This window comes from Streptococcus cuniculi, from assembly GCF_004570575.1.
GTDB lineage: Bacteria > Bacillota > Bacilli > Lactobacillales > Streptococcaceae > Streptococcus > Streptococcus cuniculi_A.
On sequence record NZ_SPPD01000014.1, the window covers coordinates 1 to 15,633 of the forward strand.

Here is a 15,633-nt window from a genome sequence, read left to right on the forward strand (position 1 = left end):
GAATGTTATCAGAAAATGGTGTCTCTATTTCTTGAAAGTGATTCAGTTTTCAAAGAAAGACTTGAGTTATCGTCGTAAACAACGCTATATTTCTGTCCATTTGGAGGACTATTTACCACAATTATTTAGGAAGTAGATTCAATACTGGGGAGACCGAATGTTTTGCCTGTTTTAAAATGCTTTCTAAGGACGAAAGCTCACTGGGAAACTTTTCATGCGTACGTCGTGACAAGTTTGTAAAAGTAGTTGACATTTGTATGTATTTGATATATAATTAAATATTCCACAGGTTTCAAATAATCAACTAAATAACTTAGTGAAGATTGCTTGACAACATGCTAAGATTGTATGCGTCATTCTCGTTACGCTAGCGATGGGATACTGTCGCTAGATAAGTAATCAATCTATGAGTGATGATAGATTGTTGCGAAGTGAAAGAATAGCAAGAGTGCGTATGATGTGGATAAAATGCGTAATTAGACCAAGATTAAACGGTGGTAGCGATAATAGACGCCCCAGTGGGGAATAAGCCACTAAATCCAAATTTGGCGACTTGCGAAGCGGTGGTAATGCCAAAATAAGCTATTGTGCACATTGACGATTGAAAAGATTGTTGCTTACACTAAAAATCTGTATGAGTAGCCCAAAGGTGCATAGAAAAAACAATACTGCTAAATATTGGATATTTTCTGAACGTCGGGTGAAAGTTGGAGGTAACCAGTCCTGCCTAGCCACTAAAACGCCAAGGAAGTTATGGGGTAGCTCCCTATGGCTCAGACCTTGGTCGGTTATCGGTTAACAAATTGCGTATTTTTGAAGCAGAGCGAAGGCTCATTTAGTTGATTATTTGAAGTCTATGGAGTCACCAGCCTCGTGCTGGTGTTTTTTTGTTGCTGTTATAACAGACATTTTCGATGATTGCCGTTATAACGGAAGCAGGAGCAAAAAATTTTAAAAAAAAATCGAAAAAAGTTTGTAAAAACACTTGGCTACTATTATAAATAATAGTATAATATAGACATAAGGTAAGGGGAGGTTACCTTAGATAAGAAAATCAAAAGAAAGGAAAGAGTTATGAAGCTCTCAGAAATAGCTGAGTTTGTAAGCTCGGTAGGGATTGCCTTGACAGGTATCGGAGCAAGTCTAAAAGGGCTAGCAGAACTGATAAAGGCAACAAAAAAAGAACCTAAGAAAACAGCCCCAGCAAGGAAGTTTAAATAAGGTTCAATAGGTTTGGGGCGAAAGCCCCTACGCCTATTTTGAGTATATCATAACACGAAAGAATTATGAAGCAATTAGTGATTTTTATTTTCATATTTCTAGTATATTTTTGGATTTCAAAAGATGATGAGGGGTAGAAACATGATCGAGGTATTATCTCAGGAAGAAATATCAAATTTATTAGTAACGCAGTCACGCTATCAAATTTCTAAATGTACAGGAATTTCAGAACAGACCTTATCGAATTATGCAAATGGACTTACAAGAATTGAGCGCATGTCTTATGAAAATGTGCTTAAATTAACAGAATATGTAAAGGAGATTATCGAATAAAAACAGGATGTTTCTAGGACCAGTCGAAAGACCGGCCTTTTTTCCCGCGTTTTTTTGAAAAAATTCTTGACTTTAAGGATTGAATATGTCAGAATATAAAAGAGCGATAGGAGATAAGGTCATGATTTTTTCTATCAGACCTAAAAACAGACCCAAAACAAAGTATTCTTTAGTTTAACAAGGTTTTAGGAACTCCCACCGGCTCCATTGTAGAATATGGAAGATTACTCAAGAGGCTGAAGAGGCCGTGTTGGAAACGCGGTAGGCGTGTAACAGCGTGCGTGGGTTCGAATCCCATGTCTTCCGTTTTACAAGGTTCCCTAGGTGGAGCCTTTTTTGTTTTTCTTTACAGCTGTAGTTGTTTTTATGAAAATATTCTGTTTTTTCCATTGTTATTGAAATTTAGTCTAAATATGGTATGATGGATAACAATAAACGAACGAAGAGGTAACAAATGCAGGAAAAAAATTCTCCAGACATTAGCGAAAACAGAGCTTCATTGCCATTTGGATGGTTCCTTATCCCTGAGGGCTATTCGACAGTTGGCAGAGATGGACCAGATTTCTTTGCCTCTTGATGATGAGGAGTTACGGACGCTAGTGACAGCACCGGAACAGACGGAATCTTTGCTGGATTACCTGACCGTATTTGATGTGATTCGCCCCTTGCTCCAGACCAAGGAAGCTCTTCGACTTGCTGCCTATGATGTTGCAGCGCAAGCAGCACAAGAAAATGTCCTCTATATGGAAATTCGCTTTGCACCGCAGTTGTCCATGGATTAAGGCTTAACTGCCTTAGAGACTGTTGAAGCTGTTTTGGAAGGCATCAAGGAAGCAGAAGCAGAATTTGGAATTGTCGCTAAAGTCTTGGTCTGTGGCTTGAAGCAAACTCCACGAGAACAGACTCAGGATATTTTTGCAGAAGTTGTAAGTCTAGCCCAAAAGGGTCTGGTAGGATTTGATTTTGCAGGAAATGAAGCAGATTTTCCGACGCAGGCATTGGAAGAGGCGATCAAAGAAACGCAAGCTCTAGGCTTACCCCTAACCTTTCACGCAGGAGAATGTGGCTGTGTCGCCAATGTCGCCCATGCCATCCAACTCGGTATTTCTCGAATTGGTCATGGCACAGCTCTATTGAAAGACCGTACAACGATGGAGAAAGTTGTCCAATCTGGTACAACGATTGAGATGTGTCTGACCAGTAACTTGCAGACAGGAGCAGCTCCAAGGTTGGCAGACTTCCCTTATCAGGCTCTCTATGACATGGGTGCCAATATCACGATTAACACGGATAATCGCACGGTGTCAGATACCAATTTGACCAAGGAATATGCCCTGTTTGTCCAGTATTTTGGAACCAGTAAGGCAGATTTTTATCGCTTTAACCAGAACGCCATTCGAGCTAGTTTCACAAGTGAAGCAGAAAAAGAGAAGCTCTTAAAAAAATTGTAACACGCCTATCAAAACGAACTAAAATCAGCAGAACATCACGCCAAGCCCAGCTCGTGATGTTTTTCTGTATCAGATGTAAAAAATATCTACAAATCACCATGAAAGCCTTTACATCTCGATAGAAATAGGATATACTGAATGAGTAAAGCAAACGTTTGCGTTCAATTCGTTTCTAGGAGGATTCTAAATGAAAAAAGAAACAGCTAGCAAGGAGCACCAGCACTTTAGCTTGCGTATGTTAACCTATGGTACTGCCTCGGTCCTTTTATCAGCGAGTTTTTGGATCGTGGGTAATAGGATGGTCCAAGCAGAAGAGGCAAGTTCAGATATAGCAAAGGTGCAGGTGGATTCTGTAATACCAAAAGAAGATGGGCTAAAAGACAAGGATCAGACAGAAGACCGTCAAGAAACACCAAATAAGATTCTTGGGGAAACTAGTCAAGCGAGTGCATCTGAGCCAGTCGATTCGGACAAGGCGACAGGACAAGCTGAGACGGAAGCGACAGTCTCTGTATTTCGGTCAGCAACTGTAGGGAAAGTGGATGAAATCAAAGAAGGATCTATCCGTCTGCACTTCAAAAAACTGCCTTCGGATAACCTTGCGAATATTGGCTTGTGGACTTGGGATGATGTAGAGAAACCCTCTAGTCAGAATGGTGCCTGGCCTGTGGGAGCCACTAAGTTTTCAGAGGCGAAGCAAGATGAGTATGGCTATTATCTAGATGTGCCCTTATCTGCAACAAAGCGGAAAAAAATCAGCTTCTTAATCAATGACATAGCAGGTCAAAATCTGACAGGGGATAAAACGGTGGAGTTGCTCAGTTCTCAGATGAATGAAATCTGGCTGGATGATGCCTACACTCCCTATCCCTATGAGCCGATAGCGGAAGGCATGGTGCGGATCAATTATCTGCGTTCAGACAACAACTATGACCGCAAGTCCTTGTGGTTGTGGGGAGATGTGGAACAGCCTACGACGAATTGGCCTGATGGGGTTGATTTTGATAAGCAGGGCAAGTATGGATCCTATGTTGATGTTAAATTGACTGATGTGGCTAAATCAATCGGCTTTTTGTTACTAGATGAGAGCAAGTCAGGCGATGATGTGAAGATTCAGCCAAATGATTACCGTTTTACAGACCTGAAAAAACATCGCCAGCTTTTCGTGAGAGATGCCGATCCTATGATTTATACCAATCCTTATTTTGTCAATAATATTCGATTGACAGGAGCACAACAGATTCGTCCAACTGAAATTGAAGCAACCTTTACCACTTTGGAAAATGCTGTAAAAGAAGAGCTATTAAAGAACATACAGGTGAAAAATAAGGACAATCAACCTGTAGAAATCAAGGATATTGTCTTGAATGAACCTGCGAAAAAAGTCATGATTCAAGGAGAGTTTGATGAGGAGCACTCTCCTTATACAGTAAGTTATGGAAGTGAGCTATTTAAGACAGGTATGAATTGGCAGTTGAAAGATAACTTGTATCAATATGATGGTGAGCTGGGGGCCCGTGTGACAGAAAATGGTCAAAAAGTTGCCGTGACCCTATGGTCACCAAGTGCAGATCAGGTGTCACTAGTGGTCTATGATAAAGAAGATCAAGGAAAGGTGATTGGCAGAGTTGCCATGACCAAAGGGGAAAAAGGAACCTGGTATGCAGACTTGACCGCAGATAGTGACCTAGGGATTAGGGACTATCGTGGCTACTATTACCACTATGAAATCAAGCGGGGTGACCAATCTGTCTTAACCTTGGATCCTTATGCCAAGTCTTTAGCTGCCTGGAACAGCGATTTGGCAGGGATAGATCCTTCTTATAAAGTAGCTAAAGCAGCCTTTGTAGACCCAACAGAAGTCGGACCAAAAGACTTGACTTATGCTAGTATCTCAGGCTTTAAAGACCGGAAAGATGCAGTGATTTACGAAGCCCATGTCCGTGATTTTACGTCTGATCAGGCGATTGCAAATGACTTGAAGGCACAGTTTGGAACCTTCTCAGCTTTTGTGGAGAAATTGGATTATCTAAAAGAGCTGGGTGTGACCCACATTCAGCTATTGCCTGTCCTTAGTTATTACCATGTCAATGAACTCAAAAATGCAGAGCGGATGGACGAATACGCTTCTAGTAATAGCAACTATAACTGGGGCTATGACCCGCAGAATTATTTCTCTCTAACAGGTATGTATTCGAGCGATCCGACCAATCCGAGTGCGCGCATCGCAGAATTTAAGGAGCTGGTCAATGAAATTCACAAGCGTGGTATGGGGGTCATCTTGGATGTCGTCTATAATCACACAGCGAAAACGGATCTTTTTGAAGATTTAGAGCCAAATTATTATCATTTTATGGACGCAGATGGTACTCCGCGAACCAGCTACGGTGGCGGTCGTTTTGGAACAACCCATTATATGAGCCGTCGGGTTTTGGTGGACTCTATCAAGTATTTGACTGACGAATACAAGGTGGATGGTTTCCGCTTTGACCTGATGGGGGACCATGATGCTGAAACCATTCAAAAGGCTTACGATGAAGCAAGAAAGCTCAATCCCAATCTCGTGATGCTAGGAGAAGGTTGGACAACCTACTCAGGGGATGAAAACAAACCTATTCAGCCTGCTGACCAGTCTTGGATGAAATTCACCAATTCGGCCGCGGTATTTTCAGATGATATCCGCAATACGCTGAAGTCAGGTTATCCTAATGAAGGTACGCCGGCCTTTATCACCAATGGAAAACAGGATATTGAAAAAGTTTTCCGCAATATCAAGGCGCAGCCAACAAACTTTGTAGCAGATGATCCAGGTGATGTCATCCAGTACATTGCAGCTCATGATAATTTGCCATTAGCAGACATTATCGCCCAGTCGATTAAAAAAGACCCTACCAAGCCGGAAAATGAAAAGGAGATTCATCGCCGTCTCCGTCTGGGGAATCTCATGATTTTGACCTCTCAAGGGACACCATTTATCCATTCGGGTCAAGAATATGGTCGGACCAAGCAATTCCGCCACCCAGACTATCGCACGCCCGTCTCAGACGATAAGGTGCCAAACAAGTCTCATCTGTTGACCAATGAAGACGGTAGCCCATTTGATTATCCATATTTTATCCATGATTCCTATGATTCAAGCGATGCGGTCAATCATTTTGACTGGAGCAAGGCGATAGACAGCGTAGCCTATCCTGAACATGTAAAAAGCCGTGCCTATACGGCAGGCTTGGTGGCTCTGCGTAAATCCACAGATGCTTTCAAGTTAGCCTCTAAAGAAGAAGTTGACAAACGCGTGACCTTGCTGACGACAGCAGGAAAAGATGGTGTTGAAAAAGAAGATCTTGTTTTGGGTTACCAGACTGTCGCAAGCAATGGTGATGTCTATCTGGTCTTTGTCAACGCCGATATCAAGGAGCGCCATTTTACAGTCAAACAATCTCTGAAGAATGCAGCCGTACTAGCAGACGGAAAACAAGCAGGTACAGAAGCGATTAAAACGCCAGAGGGGATCCAGTTCACCGAAAATGGCTTGACCCTTGCGCCGCTGACCGCAACGGTTTTACGGATTGCAAAAGAAGATGCGCAGATACCACCGAGTGGAGACAAAATAGTCAAAGGATCGGTGATTATTAAATATCGCGACATCAACGATCGAGTATTGAAAGACAATGCCCTTGTTCACTATAATGCAGCAGTCGATACTGCCTACAATACGGAAGAATCCGAACACAAGACACAGACGATTGTGGGCTACGATGGCAAAACTTATACATTAGCTCCAGCAGGAACTTACAAGGTTGGAGAGGTGGATGAACATAGTCATTTAGTCTCTTCAGCACCTACGGCTGGTCGAGTGGTAGGAAATACTACTCTGGTTGTGACCTATGTTTACCAAGAAGTCCCAGCTTCATCAGACACACAAGACAATCCGCAACCAACACCGCAGACAGATGCGGATAAGACCACACCGACTGCTGATACAGTAGAAAGAAAAGAGGGCGAGTTGACGGTGGCTGACGTTACAGGTGCAGTCAAAGATAAGGGCAACGGTACAGTTACTCTCAAAGACGGCACGCAGTTGCCAAGCACAGTGGGCGAACATAATGTTCCAGTTGTAGTGACTTATCCAGATAATAGTACTGATGAGCTTGATGTCCTCGTTAAGATTATTGCGAAGTCTGATGCAGAGAAGACCAGCCCAACGGTTTCTCATGTGACGAAACCAGAAGGTGAGTTGAATGAGTCAGATATTATAGGAGCAGTAGCAGAGATAGGTCAAGGGACGGTTCAGCTTGCCCCAGGTACGGAGTTACCAACTAGGGCGGGTGAATATGGTATTTCAGTTATCGTGACCTACCCTGATAATAGTAGGGACGAGTTGGTTGTCCCTGTCACCCTTACTCCTAAGACAGATGATCAGAAAACACCACCGCCAAGTTCTATTCGATCAGAGCCACCAAAGGTGAGTGACCAGTCCCAGCCGCAAGATGAGCCAAGAACGCCAGGAAGAAAGAATCGGAAAGGCTTACCAAGAACAGGTAGCGAGTCCTCAACGGCAGGCTTCTGGCTAGCTATTCTATCGCTTGCAGCAGGACTAGCCATGGTTAGAAAAAATAAAAAGAGCGAGTAATGCGTTCTTACTAAAAAATCTCTGAAACAATCGTGTTTCAGAGATTTTTGTGGTTATTGAAGATTCAATTTATTGGTCATAATGTAGTAGGTACCGAAGTAGTAGCCAACAGAGAGGAGGAGGCTGAGGATGATAGTAAGGATACTATATGCGGGCATTGGTGCTCCAACATATCCTCCCATGGATGCGAGCAATACGAAGCTGAGGATACCTTCTACAAAGTTGATGGCAAAATAGAAGACAACAGCGAGCAAGGTACGGTGGTCCTTGAATAGCTGACCGAGTGAAATAGCAAAATAAATCAAGAGAATAGAATTCACAGTACCTACGATGAGACTAATTATATAATAAAGACCAAGGTTCATTTCTGCCAGCATTGTCAGCTCTTGATAGGCTTTATTGAGCGCCCGCATCACCTCACCTAGATTTTCGTTAAGTGTTGGCGCAAAGGCAATGAAGAAGAGAATAGAGAGGCATAGTATCGTGGTGATGCCAGATAGGAGGCTCCAGACAAAACCAGTCGTTAGTTTACTGAGGATAATCTGGTGACTGTTCACAGGCAGGGTCATGGTCAAGTAGCCCTGACGACCGTAGACATTCTTTCGAAAACGATTGATAATGAGAAAGAGGGTTGAGAGGAAGAGACCTGCAATGACGATGGCAAAGCCAATGATAATCGCAGTCAGTACCACGCCTTCAATCGTGTTGGCGAGTGTGGTTCCGACTTGGTATCCTCTGTCATAATCAGAGAGGGGCGCTTCTGGACGTTGGATGAGGTTTTGGAGCCACAAACCAATAATGATAGAGAGTAGTCCAGCTGCGGCATAGAGGCCAAGATACCATTTGCCGACCGCCTTAAATTCATATTTTAATAACTTTCCAAACATAGTCATCTCCTTTACTAAGCCTTAAACTCACGGCGGAAAAGTTCATCAATGGATTCTCCGCTTTCGATCCGCAAATCATCGACATCACTGTGGCGAATGACACTGCCGTACTGGAGGAAGATGACTTCATCGAGAATCTGTTCGACATCTGAAATCAAGTGGGTTGAAATCAAGACAGAAGAGGTTGGAGAATAGTTGTTGATGATGGTTCGCAAGATATAGTCACGGGCAGCAGGGTCCACACCACCAATCGGTTCATCGAGGATATAGAGGAGGGCTTGCCGGCTCATGACCAAAATCAACTGAACTTTTTCCTTGTTTCCTTTTGATAAATGCTTGATGCGACTGTTGAGCTCAATGTTGAGGTCTTGAAGCAGGTGAAGCGCGCGTGCCTCATCGAAATCAGCATAGAAATCCTTGAAGAAATCAATGGCTTCGGTGATTCGCATGTGTTCATCCAAGTAAGTCGTATCGGGTAGATAAGACACAATTTGCTTGGTTTCAGGAGATGGTCTGCGACCGTTGATTAAAATCTGACCGTATTCGGGTTGGAGTAGACCATTGAGCAATTTGATTAAGGTCGTCTTACCAGAGCCATTTGGTCCCAAGAGACCGATAATTTTTCCAGCTGACAGTTTGAGATTGATATTATTTAAGGCTACCAATCCGCCGTATGCTTTTGATACTTGCTGGATTTCAACGAGGGTAAAATTCTTTTCCATATCCTATTCTCCTTGTAGATAATTTTCCAATTGCTGAACGAGCTCTTCTTGCTCAAATCCCAGGTCTAACATATTGGTCACAAAGTTCTCTAGCTCGTCTTTGGCCAAACTGACCCGGGTCTGCTGAATCAGGTCGAGATTATCTGTCACGAAGCGTCCTGTTGTGCGGACTGAGTAAACAAATCCTTCGCTTTCGAGATCAGACAAGGCCCGTTGAACGGTATTGGGATTGACACCAGCAATTTCTGCTAAATCACGCACGGTCGGAAGTTTATCTCCAGAATTGAGTTGGTGCGTCACAATTTGCAACTTGATGGTATTGGCAATCTGTATATAGATTGGGAAGTTGTTATCGAATTTCCAAGCCATGATAGCTCCTTTCAATGATATTTTATAAGGTGACAGATAGTCATCTGCCACTCTGTATCTTTGTCTTATATATATGATACAATTTTCTGTTTAAGATTGCAAGTATTATTTCTCATTTTATTCTAAAAAATCCATCTTTTTTAAAATAGGATTGCCTACAAGGGTGTCAAAGCCAAGAGTAGCAAGGGGGCTATTTTTCGTGTATAATAGTAGATAAGAACGAAAAGGACATAGAAAGAAAATGAGGGGATATATGCTAGCACAGTTGGATACCAAGACCGTCTATAGCTTTATGGATAGTATGATGACCATCGAGCGCTATGTTGCGCGTGCCAAGGAAATGGGTTACACGCATCTAGGTATCATGGATCGTGATAATCTGTATGCGGCCTATTCCTTTATGGAGGCTTGTGAGAAGGCAGGAATCCAGCCGATTATTGGCTGTGAGATGGAGCTATCTCTCTCTCAAGATGAGACTTTGGTGGTTCAATTGATTGCCCAAAATACAGCAGGCTACCAAAATCTCCTCAAAATCTCAACGGCCAAGATGACAGGGCAAAGAGAATTTGAGTTCATTCGACCGTACTTGACAGGGATTGCTCTGATTATCCCGTATTTTGATGGGATTGAAGAGTATGATGTAGGGGTGGATTTTTACATTGGGGTCTGTGAGACGACGCCAGTTGTACCATCAGGTCGTCCCTTGGTTCCACTTCACACCGTGCGGTATTTTGAGGAAAGCCAAGCAGAGGTCTTGCAGGTTCTCCATGCGATTCAGGAAAATGTTCCTCTCAATCAAGTGTCGCAGTTGGTTCATCATCAGTCTTTTGTCAGCCCAGAAAGTCTGGCAGCGATGTTTCGACAACGTTTTCCAGAAGCGTTAGACGAATTGAACCGCTTGGTTTCTGGCATTTCCTATGAACTGGATAAGGCCTTGAAGTTGCCACGTTTTAATCGGGAGCGCCTAGCGGTGGAAGAACTTCGTGAAAAAGCGGAAGAAGGCCTGCGAAGTAGAGGCCTGACTAGTCCTGTATATCAGGAGCGTCTAGAACAGGAGCTAGCGGTCATTCACCAGATGGGTTTTGACGACTATTTCTTAATTGTCTGGGATTTGTTGCGTTTTGGTCGCAGTCAGGGCTATTACATGGGAATGGGGCGTGGTTCTGCGGTTGGAAGTCTCGTCGCCTATGCCCTCTACATTACAGGGATTGACCCTGTTAAGCATGCGCTTCTCTTTGAGCGGTTTTTAAATGTAGAACGCTACAGCATGCCTGATATTGATATTGATATTCCAGATATTCACCGTGGTGATTTTATCCGCTATGTGCGGGAACGGTACGGGAGTTTCCATGCGGCGCAGATTGTGACCTACTCTACCTTTGGAGCCAAGCAGGCCCTGCGGGATGTCTTAAAGCGCTATGGAATACCAGAATATGAAGTGAGTAGCATCACGAAGAAGATTTCTTTCCGTGATACGCTAGCTATTGCCTATGAACGAAACGCGTCTTTTCGTCAGGTCATCAATAGTAAAATTGAATACCAAAAAGCCTATGCGATTGCCCAGCAGATTGAGGGGCAACCACGACAAACCTCGATTCATGCGGCAGGGGTTGTGATGAGCGATAAGGATTTGACAGATACCATTCCCTTAAAGGCAGGTGAGGACATGCTGATTACCCAGTATGATGCCCATGCTGTAGAAGCGAATGGTCTATTAAAAATGGATTTCCTCGGTTTGCGCAATCTGACCTTCGTCCAGAAAATGGCAGCAACTGTGGAGGAAAAATATGGCAAGAAAATGGTGATTTCAGACATCGACTTGGAAGATAGCGCCACCTTAGAACTCTTTGCCAAGGGGCAGACCAAGGGGATTTTCCAATTTGAGCAGCCAGGAGCTATTCACCTGCTCAAGCGGGTTCAACCAAGTCGATTTGAGGACGTTGTAGCAACCACCAGTCTCAATCGTCCAGGGGCCAGTGATTACTCGGATAACTTTGTCAAGCGCAAGCATGGTCAGGAAGCCGTTGATCTATTGGATGATTCGATTGCAGCTATTTTGCAACCGACCTATGGCATTATGCTCTATCAGGAGCAGGTGATGCAGATTGCTCAGCGCTTTGCGGGCTTTACTCTTGGGAAAGCCGATTTGTTACGCCGCGCCATGTCTAAGAAAAACAAGACAGAAATGCAGAGCATGGAAGCGGACTTCCTTGCAGGAGCCATTCAAAATGGACATGAGGAGGACAAGGCAAGAAGGATCTTTGCTATGATGGCAAAATTTGCAGGATATGGTTTCAACCGTAGCCACGCCTATGCTTATTCAGCTCTTGCCTTTCAGTTGGCCTACTTTAAAACCCATTATCCCGATGTCTTTTTTGATATCATGCTCAACTACTCAAGCAGTGATTACATTTCAGACGCCCTGCAATTTGATTTCCAAGTTACGCCTGTCACGATTAACAACATTCCCTACCACGATAAATTTGACGAGAAAAAGATTTACATGGGCTTGAAAAATATCAAGGGATTGCCCAAAGAATTGGCCTTTTGGATGATTGAAGAGCGACCGTTTAAGAGTGTGGAGGATTTTATTCTACGCCTTCCTGTTCCGTTTAAGAAGCAGGAGACCTTGAAACCCTTGATTCAGCTTGGTTTGTTCGATGACTTTGAGCCCAATCGCAAGAAGATTTTGGAAAACTTGGACAATCTCTTTGTCTTTGCGGATACCTTTGGAACCTTCTTTTCGGAAGAGAGCTATAGTTGGCTGGATGCCGAAGACTATAGCGACAGTGAAAAATTTAGTTTGGAGCAGTCCATTATCGGGGTTGGTATCAGTCCCCACCCCTTGGCATTATTAGCGAAATCTTCTAGCAAGCTGCATACCCCTTTTGCGGAATTGGTGGCAGGAAGTGGAGCTACAGTTCTAGGACAAGTTCAGTCGGTTCGGGTTATTCGTACTAAGAAGACAGGTCAACAAATGGCCTTTGTCCAAGTGACTGATACCAAGAAAAAACTCGACGTGACCCTGTTTCCCGAAACCTACCAACGCTATCAGAATCTCTTAAAAGAAGGCGAGATGTTCTATCTGACAGGCAAGGTTCAAGACAGAGATGGCCAATTGCAGCTGGTCTTGGATAGGCTGGAGCAACCGAGCACTGAAAAATTTTGGATTTTGTTGGAAAATCGAGAGCATGACCAGAACATTGCTGCAATTTTGGCCGAGTATCCAGGAACGATTCCAGTCATTTTGCATTACCAAGATAGCAATCAGACCGTCCAATTAGAACGGATATTTGTCGAAAAATCACCCCATTTGCAACCTCGCTTACAGAAAGTTTCAATGAAAACGGTTTTTCGGTAAAAATTAGTAAAAAGTCAAGCATACTGCGGGTAAATGTGATATAATGATACAGTTAAAAATGAAAAAGGAGCATTAGTTAAATGAAACGTATTGCTGTTTTGACCAGTGGCGGTGACGCCCCTGGTATGAATGCTGCCGTTCGTGCGGTCGTTCGTAAAGCAATTTCAGAAGGAATGGAAGTCTTCGGGATTAACTATGGTTATGCCGGAATGGTTGTTGGGGACATTTTTCCATTGACAAAAGAAGGCGTTAGTGGGATTCTCGGTACTGGTGGTACCATGTTGTATTCTGCCCGCTACCCAGAGTTTGCTCAATTAGAAGGTCAATTAAAAGGGATTGAGCAATTGAAAAAGCATGGTATCGAAGGTGTCGTGGTCATCGGTGGAGATGGTTCTTACCACGGAGCGATGCGTTTGACAGAGCATGGTTTCCCAGCCATCGGTATCCCAGGTACAATTGATAACGACATTCCAGGTACAGACTTTACGATTGGTTTTGATACAGCGTGTATGACCGTCATGGATGCGGTTGATAAAATTCGTGACACAGCCATGAGCCACCGCCGTACCTTCGTTGTGGAAGTGATGGGACGCCACGCTGGTGACATCGCTCTTTGGACCGGTATTGCCATCGGTGCAGATGAAATCATCGTCCCAGAGGAAGACTTCCAAATTGAAGAGGTGGTTGCAAGCATCCGCAAGGGCTACGAAAAAGGGAAAAACCACAACATTGTCATGCTTGCTGAAGGAGTGACGTCCGCTCACGAATTTGCGAAGAAATTGAAAGAAGCTGGCGATACCAGCGACCTTCGTGCCATCGAGCTTGGCCACATCCAACGTGGTGGTCGTCCAACGGTTCGTGACCGCGTTCTTGCATCCCGCTTGGGGGCTTATGCTGTAGAACTTCTGAAAGAAGGGCGTGGTGGTCTTGCTGTTGGTGTTCATAAAGATGACCTCGTTGCCAACCCAATCCTTGGTACAAAAGAAGAAAATGCCCTTTTCTGCCTCGGTGAAGACGGTAAGATTATTGTCAACAACCCTCATAGAGGGGATGCTAAGTTAGCTGGACTAGCTCGTAGCTTGTCTCGTTACTAAATCGATGATGCCTGTATACACTTGATACAACAGAAGGAGAGAAAACAAATCATGAATAAACGCGTAAAACTTGTTGCTACATTAGGTCCTGCGGTTGAAATCCGTGGTGGTAAAAAATTCGGTGAAGATGGTTACTGGGGTGAAAAATTAGATGTTGAAGCATCTGCTCAGAAAATCGCTGAATTAATCAAAGAAGGCGCAAACGTATTCCGTTTCAACTTCTCACACGGTGACCACCAAGAGCAAGGTGACCGTATGGCAACAGTCCGTCGTGCTGAAGAAATCGCTGGTCAAAAAGTTGGTTTCTTGCTTGATACTAAAGGTCCTGAAATCCGTACAGAATTGTTTGAAGGCGATGCAAAAGAATACGAGTATACAACTGGTGAAACGCTTCGTGTTGCTACCAAGCAAGGAATCAAATCAACTCGTGAAGTGATTGCCTTGAACGTTGCTGGTGGTCTTGACATCTATGATGATGTTGAAGTCGGCAAACAAATCCTTGTGGACGATGGGAAACTTGGTCTTCGTGTCTTTGCCAAAGACGATGAAAAACGTGAATTTGAAGTAACGGTTGAAAATGACGGTGTCATTGCAAAACAAAAAGGTGTAAACATTCCTTACACTAAAATTCCTTTCCCAGCGCTTGCTGAGCGCGATAACGCAGACATCCGTTTCGGTCTTGAGCAAGGCTTGAACTTTATCGCGATTTCATTCGTTCGTACTGCAAAAGATGTCAACGAAGTACGTGCAATCTGTGAAGAAACTGGAAATGCTCACGTGAAATTGTTTGCGAAAATCGAAAACCAACAAGGGATTGACAACATTGATGAAATCATCGAAGCAGCAGATGGTATCATGATTGCGCGTGGTGACATGGGGATTGAAGTACCATTTGAAATGGTTCCAGTTTACCAAAAAATGATTATCACTAAAGTCAACGCAGCAGGTAAAGCCGTTATCACAGCAACCAACATGCTTGAAACCATGACTGAAAAACCACGTGCAACTCGTTCAGAAGTATCAGACGTATTCAATGCAGTTATTGACGGAACAGACGCAACCATGCTTTCAGGTGAGTCAGCAAACGGTAAATACCCAGTTGAGTCCGTTCGTACAATGGCAACCATTGCTAAAAATGCCCAAACTCTCTTAAACGAATACGGTCGTTTGGATGCTTCTAACTTTGAGCGTACAAGTAAGACAGAAGTGATTGCGTCAGCAGTTCGTGATGCGTGTCACTCAATGGACATCAAGTTGGTCGTTACAGTGACGGAAACTGGATTCTCAGCACGTTCTATCTCTAAATATCGTCCAGATGCAGACATCTTGGCTGTAACCTTTACAGAAGAAGTGCAAAAATCATTGATGATTAACTGGGGGGTCATTCCAGTTGTGACGGATAAGCCAGCCTCTACAGATGACATGTTTGAATTGGCAGAACGCGAAGCGATTAAAGCAGGTCTTGTTCAATCAGGCGACGATATTGTTATCGTGGCAGGTGTGCCAGTTGGTGTTGCTGGTTCAACAAACACCATGCGTGTCCGAACTGTAAAATAAAAGTAAGA

Annotated in this window: 9 protein-coding genes, 1 tRNA gene and 2 pseudogenes; 9 read left to right on the plus strand and 3 right to left on the minus strand. The window is 43.6% G+C overall.

What is annotated here, in order from left to right; genetic code table 11:
* From E4T82_RS08815 to E4T82_RS08835, 6 genes and pseudogenes are all read left to right on the plus strand, one after another.
* A pseudogene (locus E4T82_RS08815) lies at window positions 1–136 on the plus strand (ISAs1 family transposase); the annotation flags it as partial.
* A gap of 938 nt (window positions 137–1,074) precedes the next feature.
* Window positions 1,075–1,221: a hypothetical protein gene (locus E4T82_RS12530; RefSeq protein ID WP_167753606.1), complete on the plus strand. Its 147-nt coding sequence runs from the start codon at window positions 1,075–1,077 to the stop codon at window positions 1,219–1,221.
* A 141-nt stretch (window positions 1,222–1,362) separates the two neighbouring features.
* Window positions 1,363–1,554 carry an XRE family transcriptional regulator gene (locus E4T82_RS08820; RefSeq protein WP_135182470.1) on the plus strand — a complete coding sequence of 64 codons (192 nt, stop codon included), beginning with the start codon at window positions 1,363–1,365 and terminating at the stop codon, window positions 1,552–1,554.
* 218 nt (window positions 1,555–1,772) lie between these two features.
* Window positions 1,773–1,860, plus strand: a tRNA-Ser gene (locus tag E4T82_RS08825).
* A gap of 161 nt (window positions 1,861–2,021) precedes the next feature.
* Window positions 2,022–3,005: pseudogene (gene add / locus E4T82_RS08830) on the plus strand (adenosine deaminase).
* A gap of 187 nt (window positions 3,006–3,192) precedes the next feature.
* Window positions 3,193–7,635, plus strand: a complete 4,443-nt coding sequence (locus E4T82_RS08835; RefSeq protein ID WP_135182471.1) for a pullulanase — start codon at window positions 3,193–3,195, stop codon at window positions 7,633–7,635.
* A 53-nt stretch (window positions 7,636–7,688) separates the two neighbouring features.
* Here the strand turns inward: E4T82_RS08835 and E4T82_RS08840 are convergent, their stop codons facing one another.
* The 3 genes from E4T82_RS08840 to E4T82_RS08850 are packed head-to-tail and all read right to left on the minus strand — an operon-like array spanning window position 7,689 to window position 9,613.
* Window positions 7,689–8,522 (minus strand): ABC transporter permease, encoded by an 834-nt coding sequence (locus E4T82_RS08840; protein ID WP_135182472.1) that lies wholly within the window; start codon window positions 8,520–8,522, stop codon window positions 7,689–7,691.
* Window positions 8,523–8,536: 14 nt separating this feature from the next.
* Complete coding sequence (locus tag E4T82_RS08845) at window positions 8,537–9,244, minus strand: ABC transporter ATP-binding protein (RefSeq protein WP_135182473.1); 708 nt, start codon at window positions 9,242–9,244, stop codon at window positions 8,537–8,539.
* A 3-nt stretch (window positions 9,245–9,247) separates the two neighbouring features.
* Entirely contained in the window at window positions 9,248–9,613 is a 366-nt protein-coding gene (locus tag E4T82_RS08850; RefSeq protein ID WP_075104337.1) for a GntR family transcriptional regulator, read from the minus strand.
* Between the two features lie 253 nt (window positions 9,614–9,866).
* Here E4T82_RS08850 and E4T82_RS08855 point away from each other — a divergent pair, with 253 nt between their 5' ends.
* The 3 genes from E4T82_RS08855 to pyk all read left to right on the plus strand — a co-directional run bounded on the left by E4T82_RS08855 (window position 9,867) and on the right by pyk (window position 15,625).
* Window positions 9,867–12,974 carry a DNA polymerase III subunit alpha gene (locus E4T82_RS08855; protein ID WP_135182474.1) on the plus strand — a complete coding sequence of 1,036 codons (3,108 nt, stop codon included), beginning with the start codon at window positions 9,867–9,869 and terminating at the stop codon, window positions 12,972–12,974.
* An 80-nt stretch (window positions 12,975–13,054) separates the two neighbouring features.
* A complete protein-coding gene (pfkA, locus tag E4T82_RS08860; RefSeq protein WP_135182475.1) occupies window positions 13,055–14,068 on the plus strand; it encodes a 6-phosphofructokinase in 1,014 nt (337 codons plus the stop codon).
* A 51-nt stretch (window positions 14,069–14,119) separates the two neighbouring features.
* Window positions 14,120–15,625: a pyruvate kinase gene (pyk, locus tag E4T82_RS08865; protein WP_135182476.1), complete on the plus strand. Its 1,506-nt coding sequence runs from the start codon at window positions 14,120–14,122 to the stop codon at window positions 15,623–15,625.
* The last annotated feature ends 8 nt before the right edge of the window (window positions 15,626–15,633 follow it).

Coding starts and splice junctions, on each gene's coding strand:
- E4T82_RS12530 (WP_167753606.1), top strand. CDS start 1,075: ATGAAGCTCTCAGAAATAGCTGAGTTTGTAAGCTCGGTAGGGATTGCC.
- E4T82_RS08820 (WP_135182470.1), top strand. CDS start 1,363: ATGATCGAGGTATTATCTCAGGAAGAAATATCAAATTTATTAGTAACG.
- E4T82_RS08835 (WP_135182471.1), top strand. CDS start 3,193: ATGAAAAAAGAAACAGCTAGCAAGGAGCACCAGCACTTTAGCTTGCGT.
- E4T82_RS08840 (WP_135182472.1), bottom strand. CDS start 8,522: ATGTTTGGAAAGTTATTAAAATATGAATTTAAGGCGGTCGGCAAATGG.
- E4T82_RS08845 (WP_135182473.1), bottom strand. CDS start 9,244: ATGGAAAAGAATTTTACCCTCGTTGAAATCCAGCAAGTATCAAAAGCA.
- E4T82_RS08850 (WP_075104337.1), bottom strand. CDS start 9,613: ATGGCTTGGAAATTCGATAACAACTTCCCAATCTATATACAGATTGCC.
- E4T82_RS08855 (WP_135182474.1), top strand. CDS start 9,867: ATGCTAGCACAGTTGGATACCAAGACCGTCTATAGCTTTATGGATAGT.
- pfkA (WP_135182475.1), top strand. CDS start 13,055: ATGAAACGTATTGCTGTTTTGACCAGTGGCGGTGACGCCCCTGGTATG.
- pyk (WP_135182476.1), top strand. CDS start 14,120: ATGAATAAACGCGTAAAACTTGTTGCTACATTAGGTCCTGCGGTTGAA.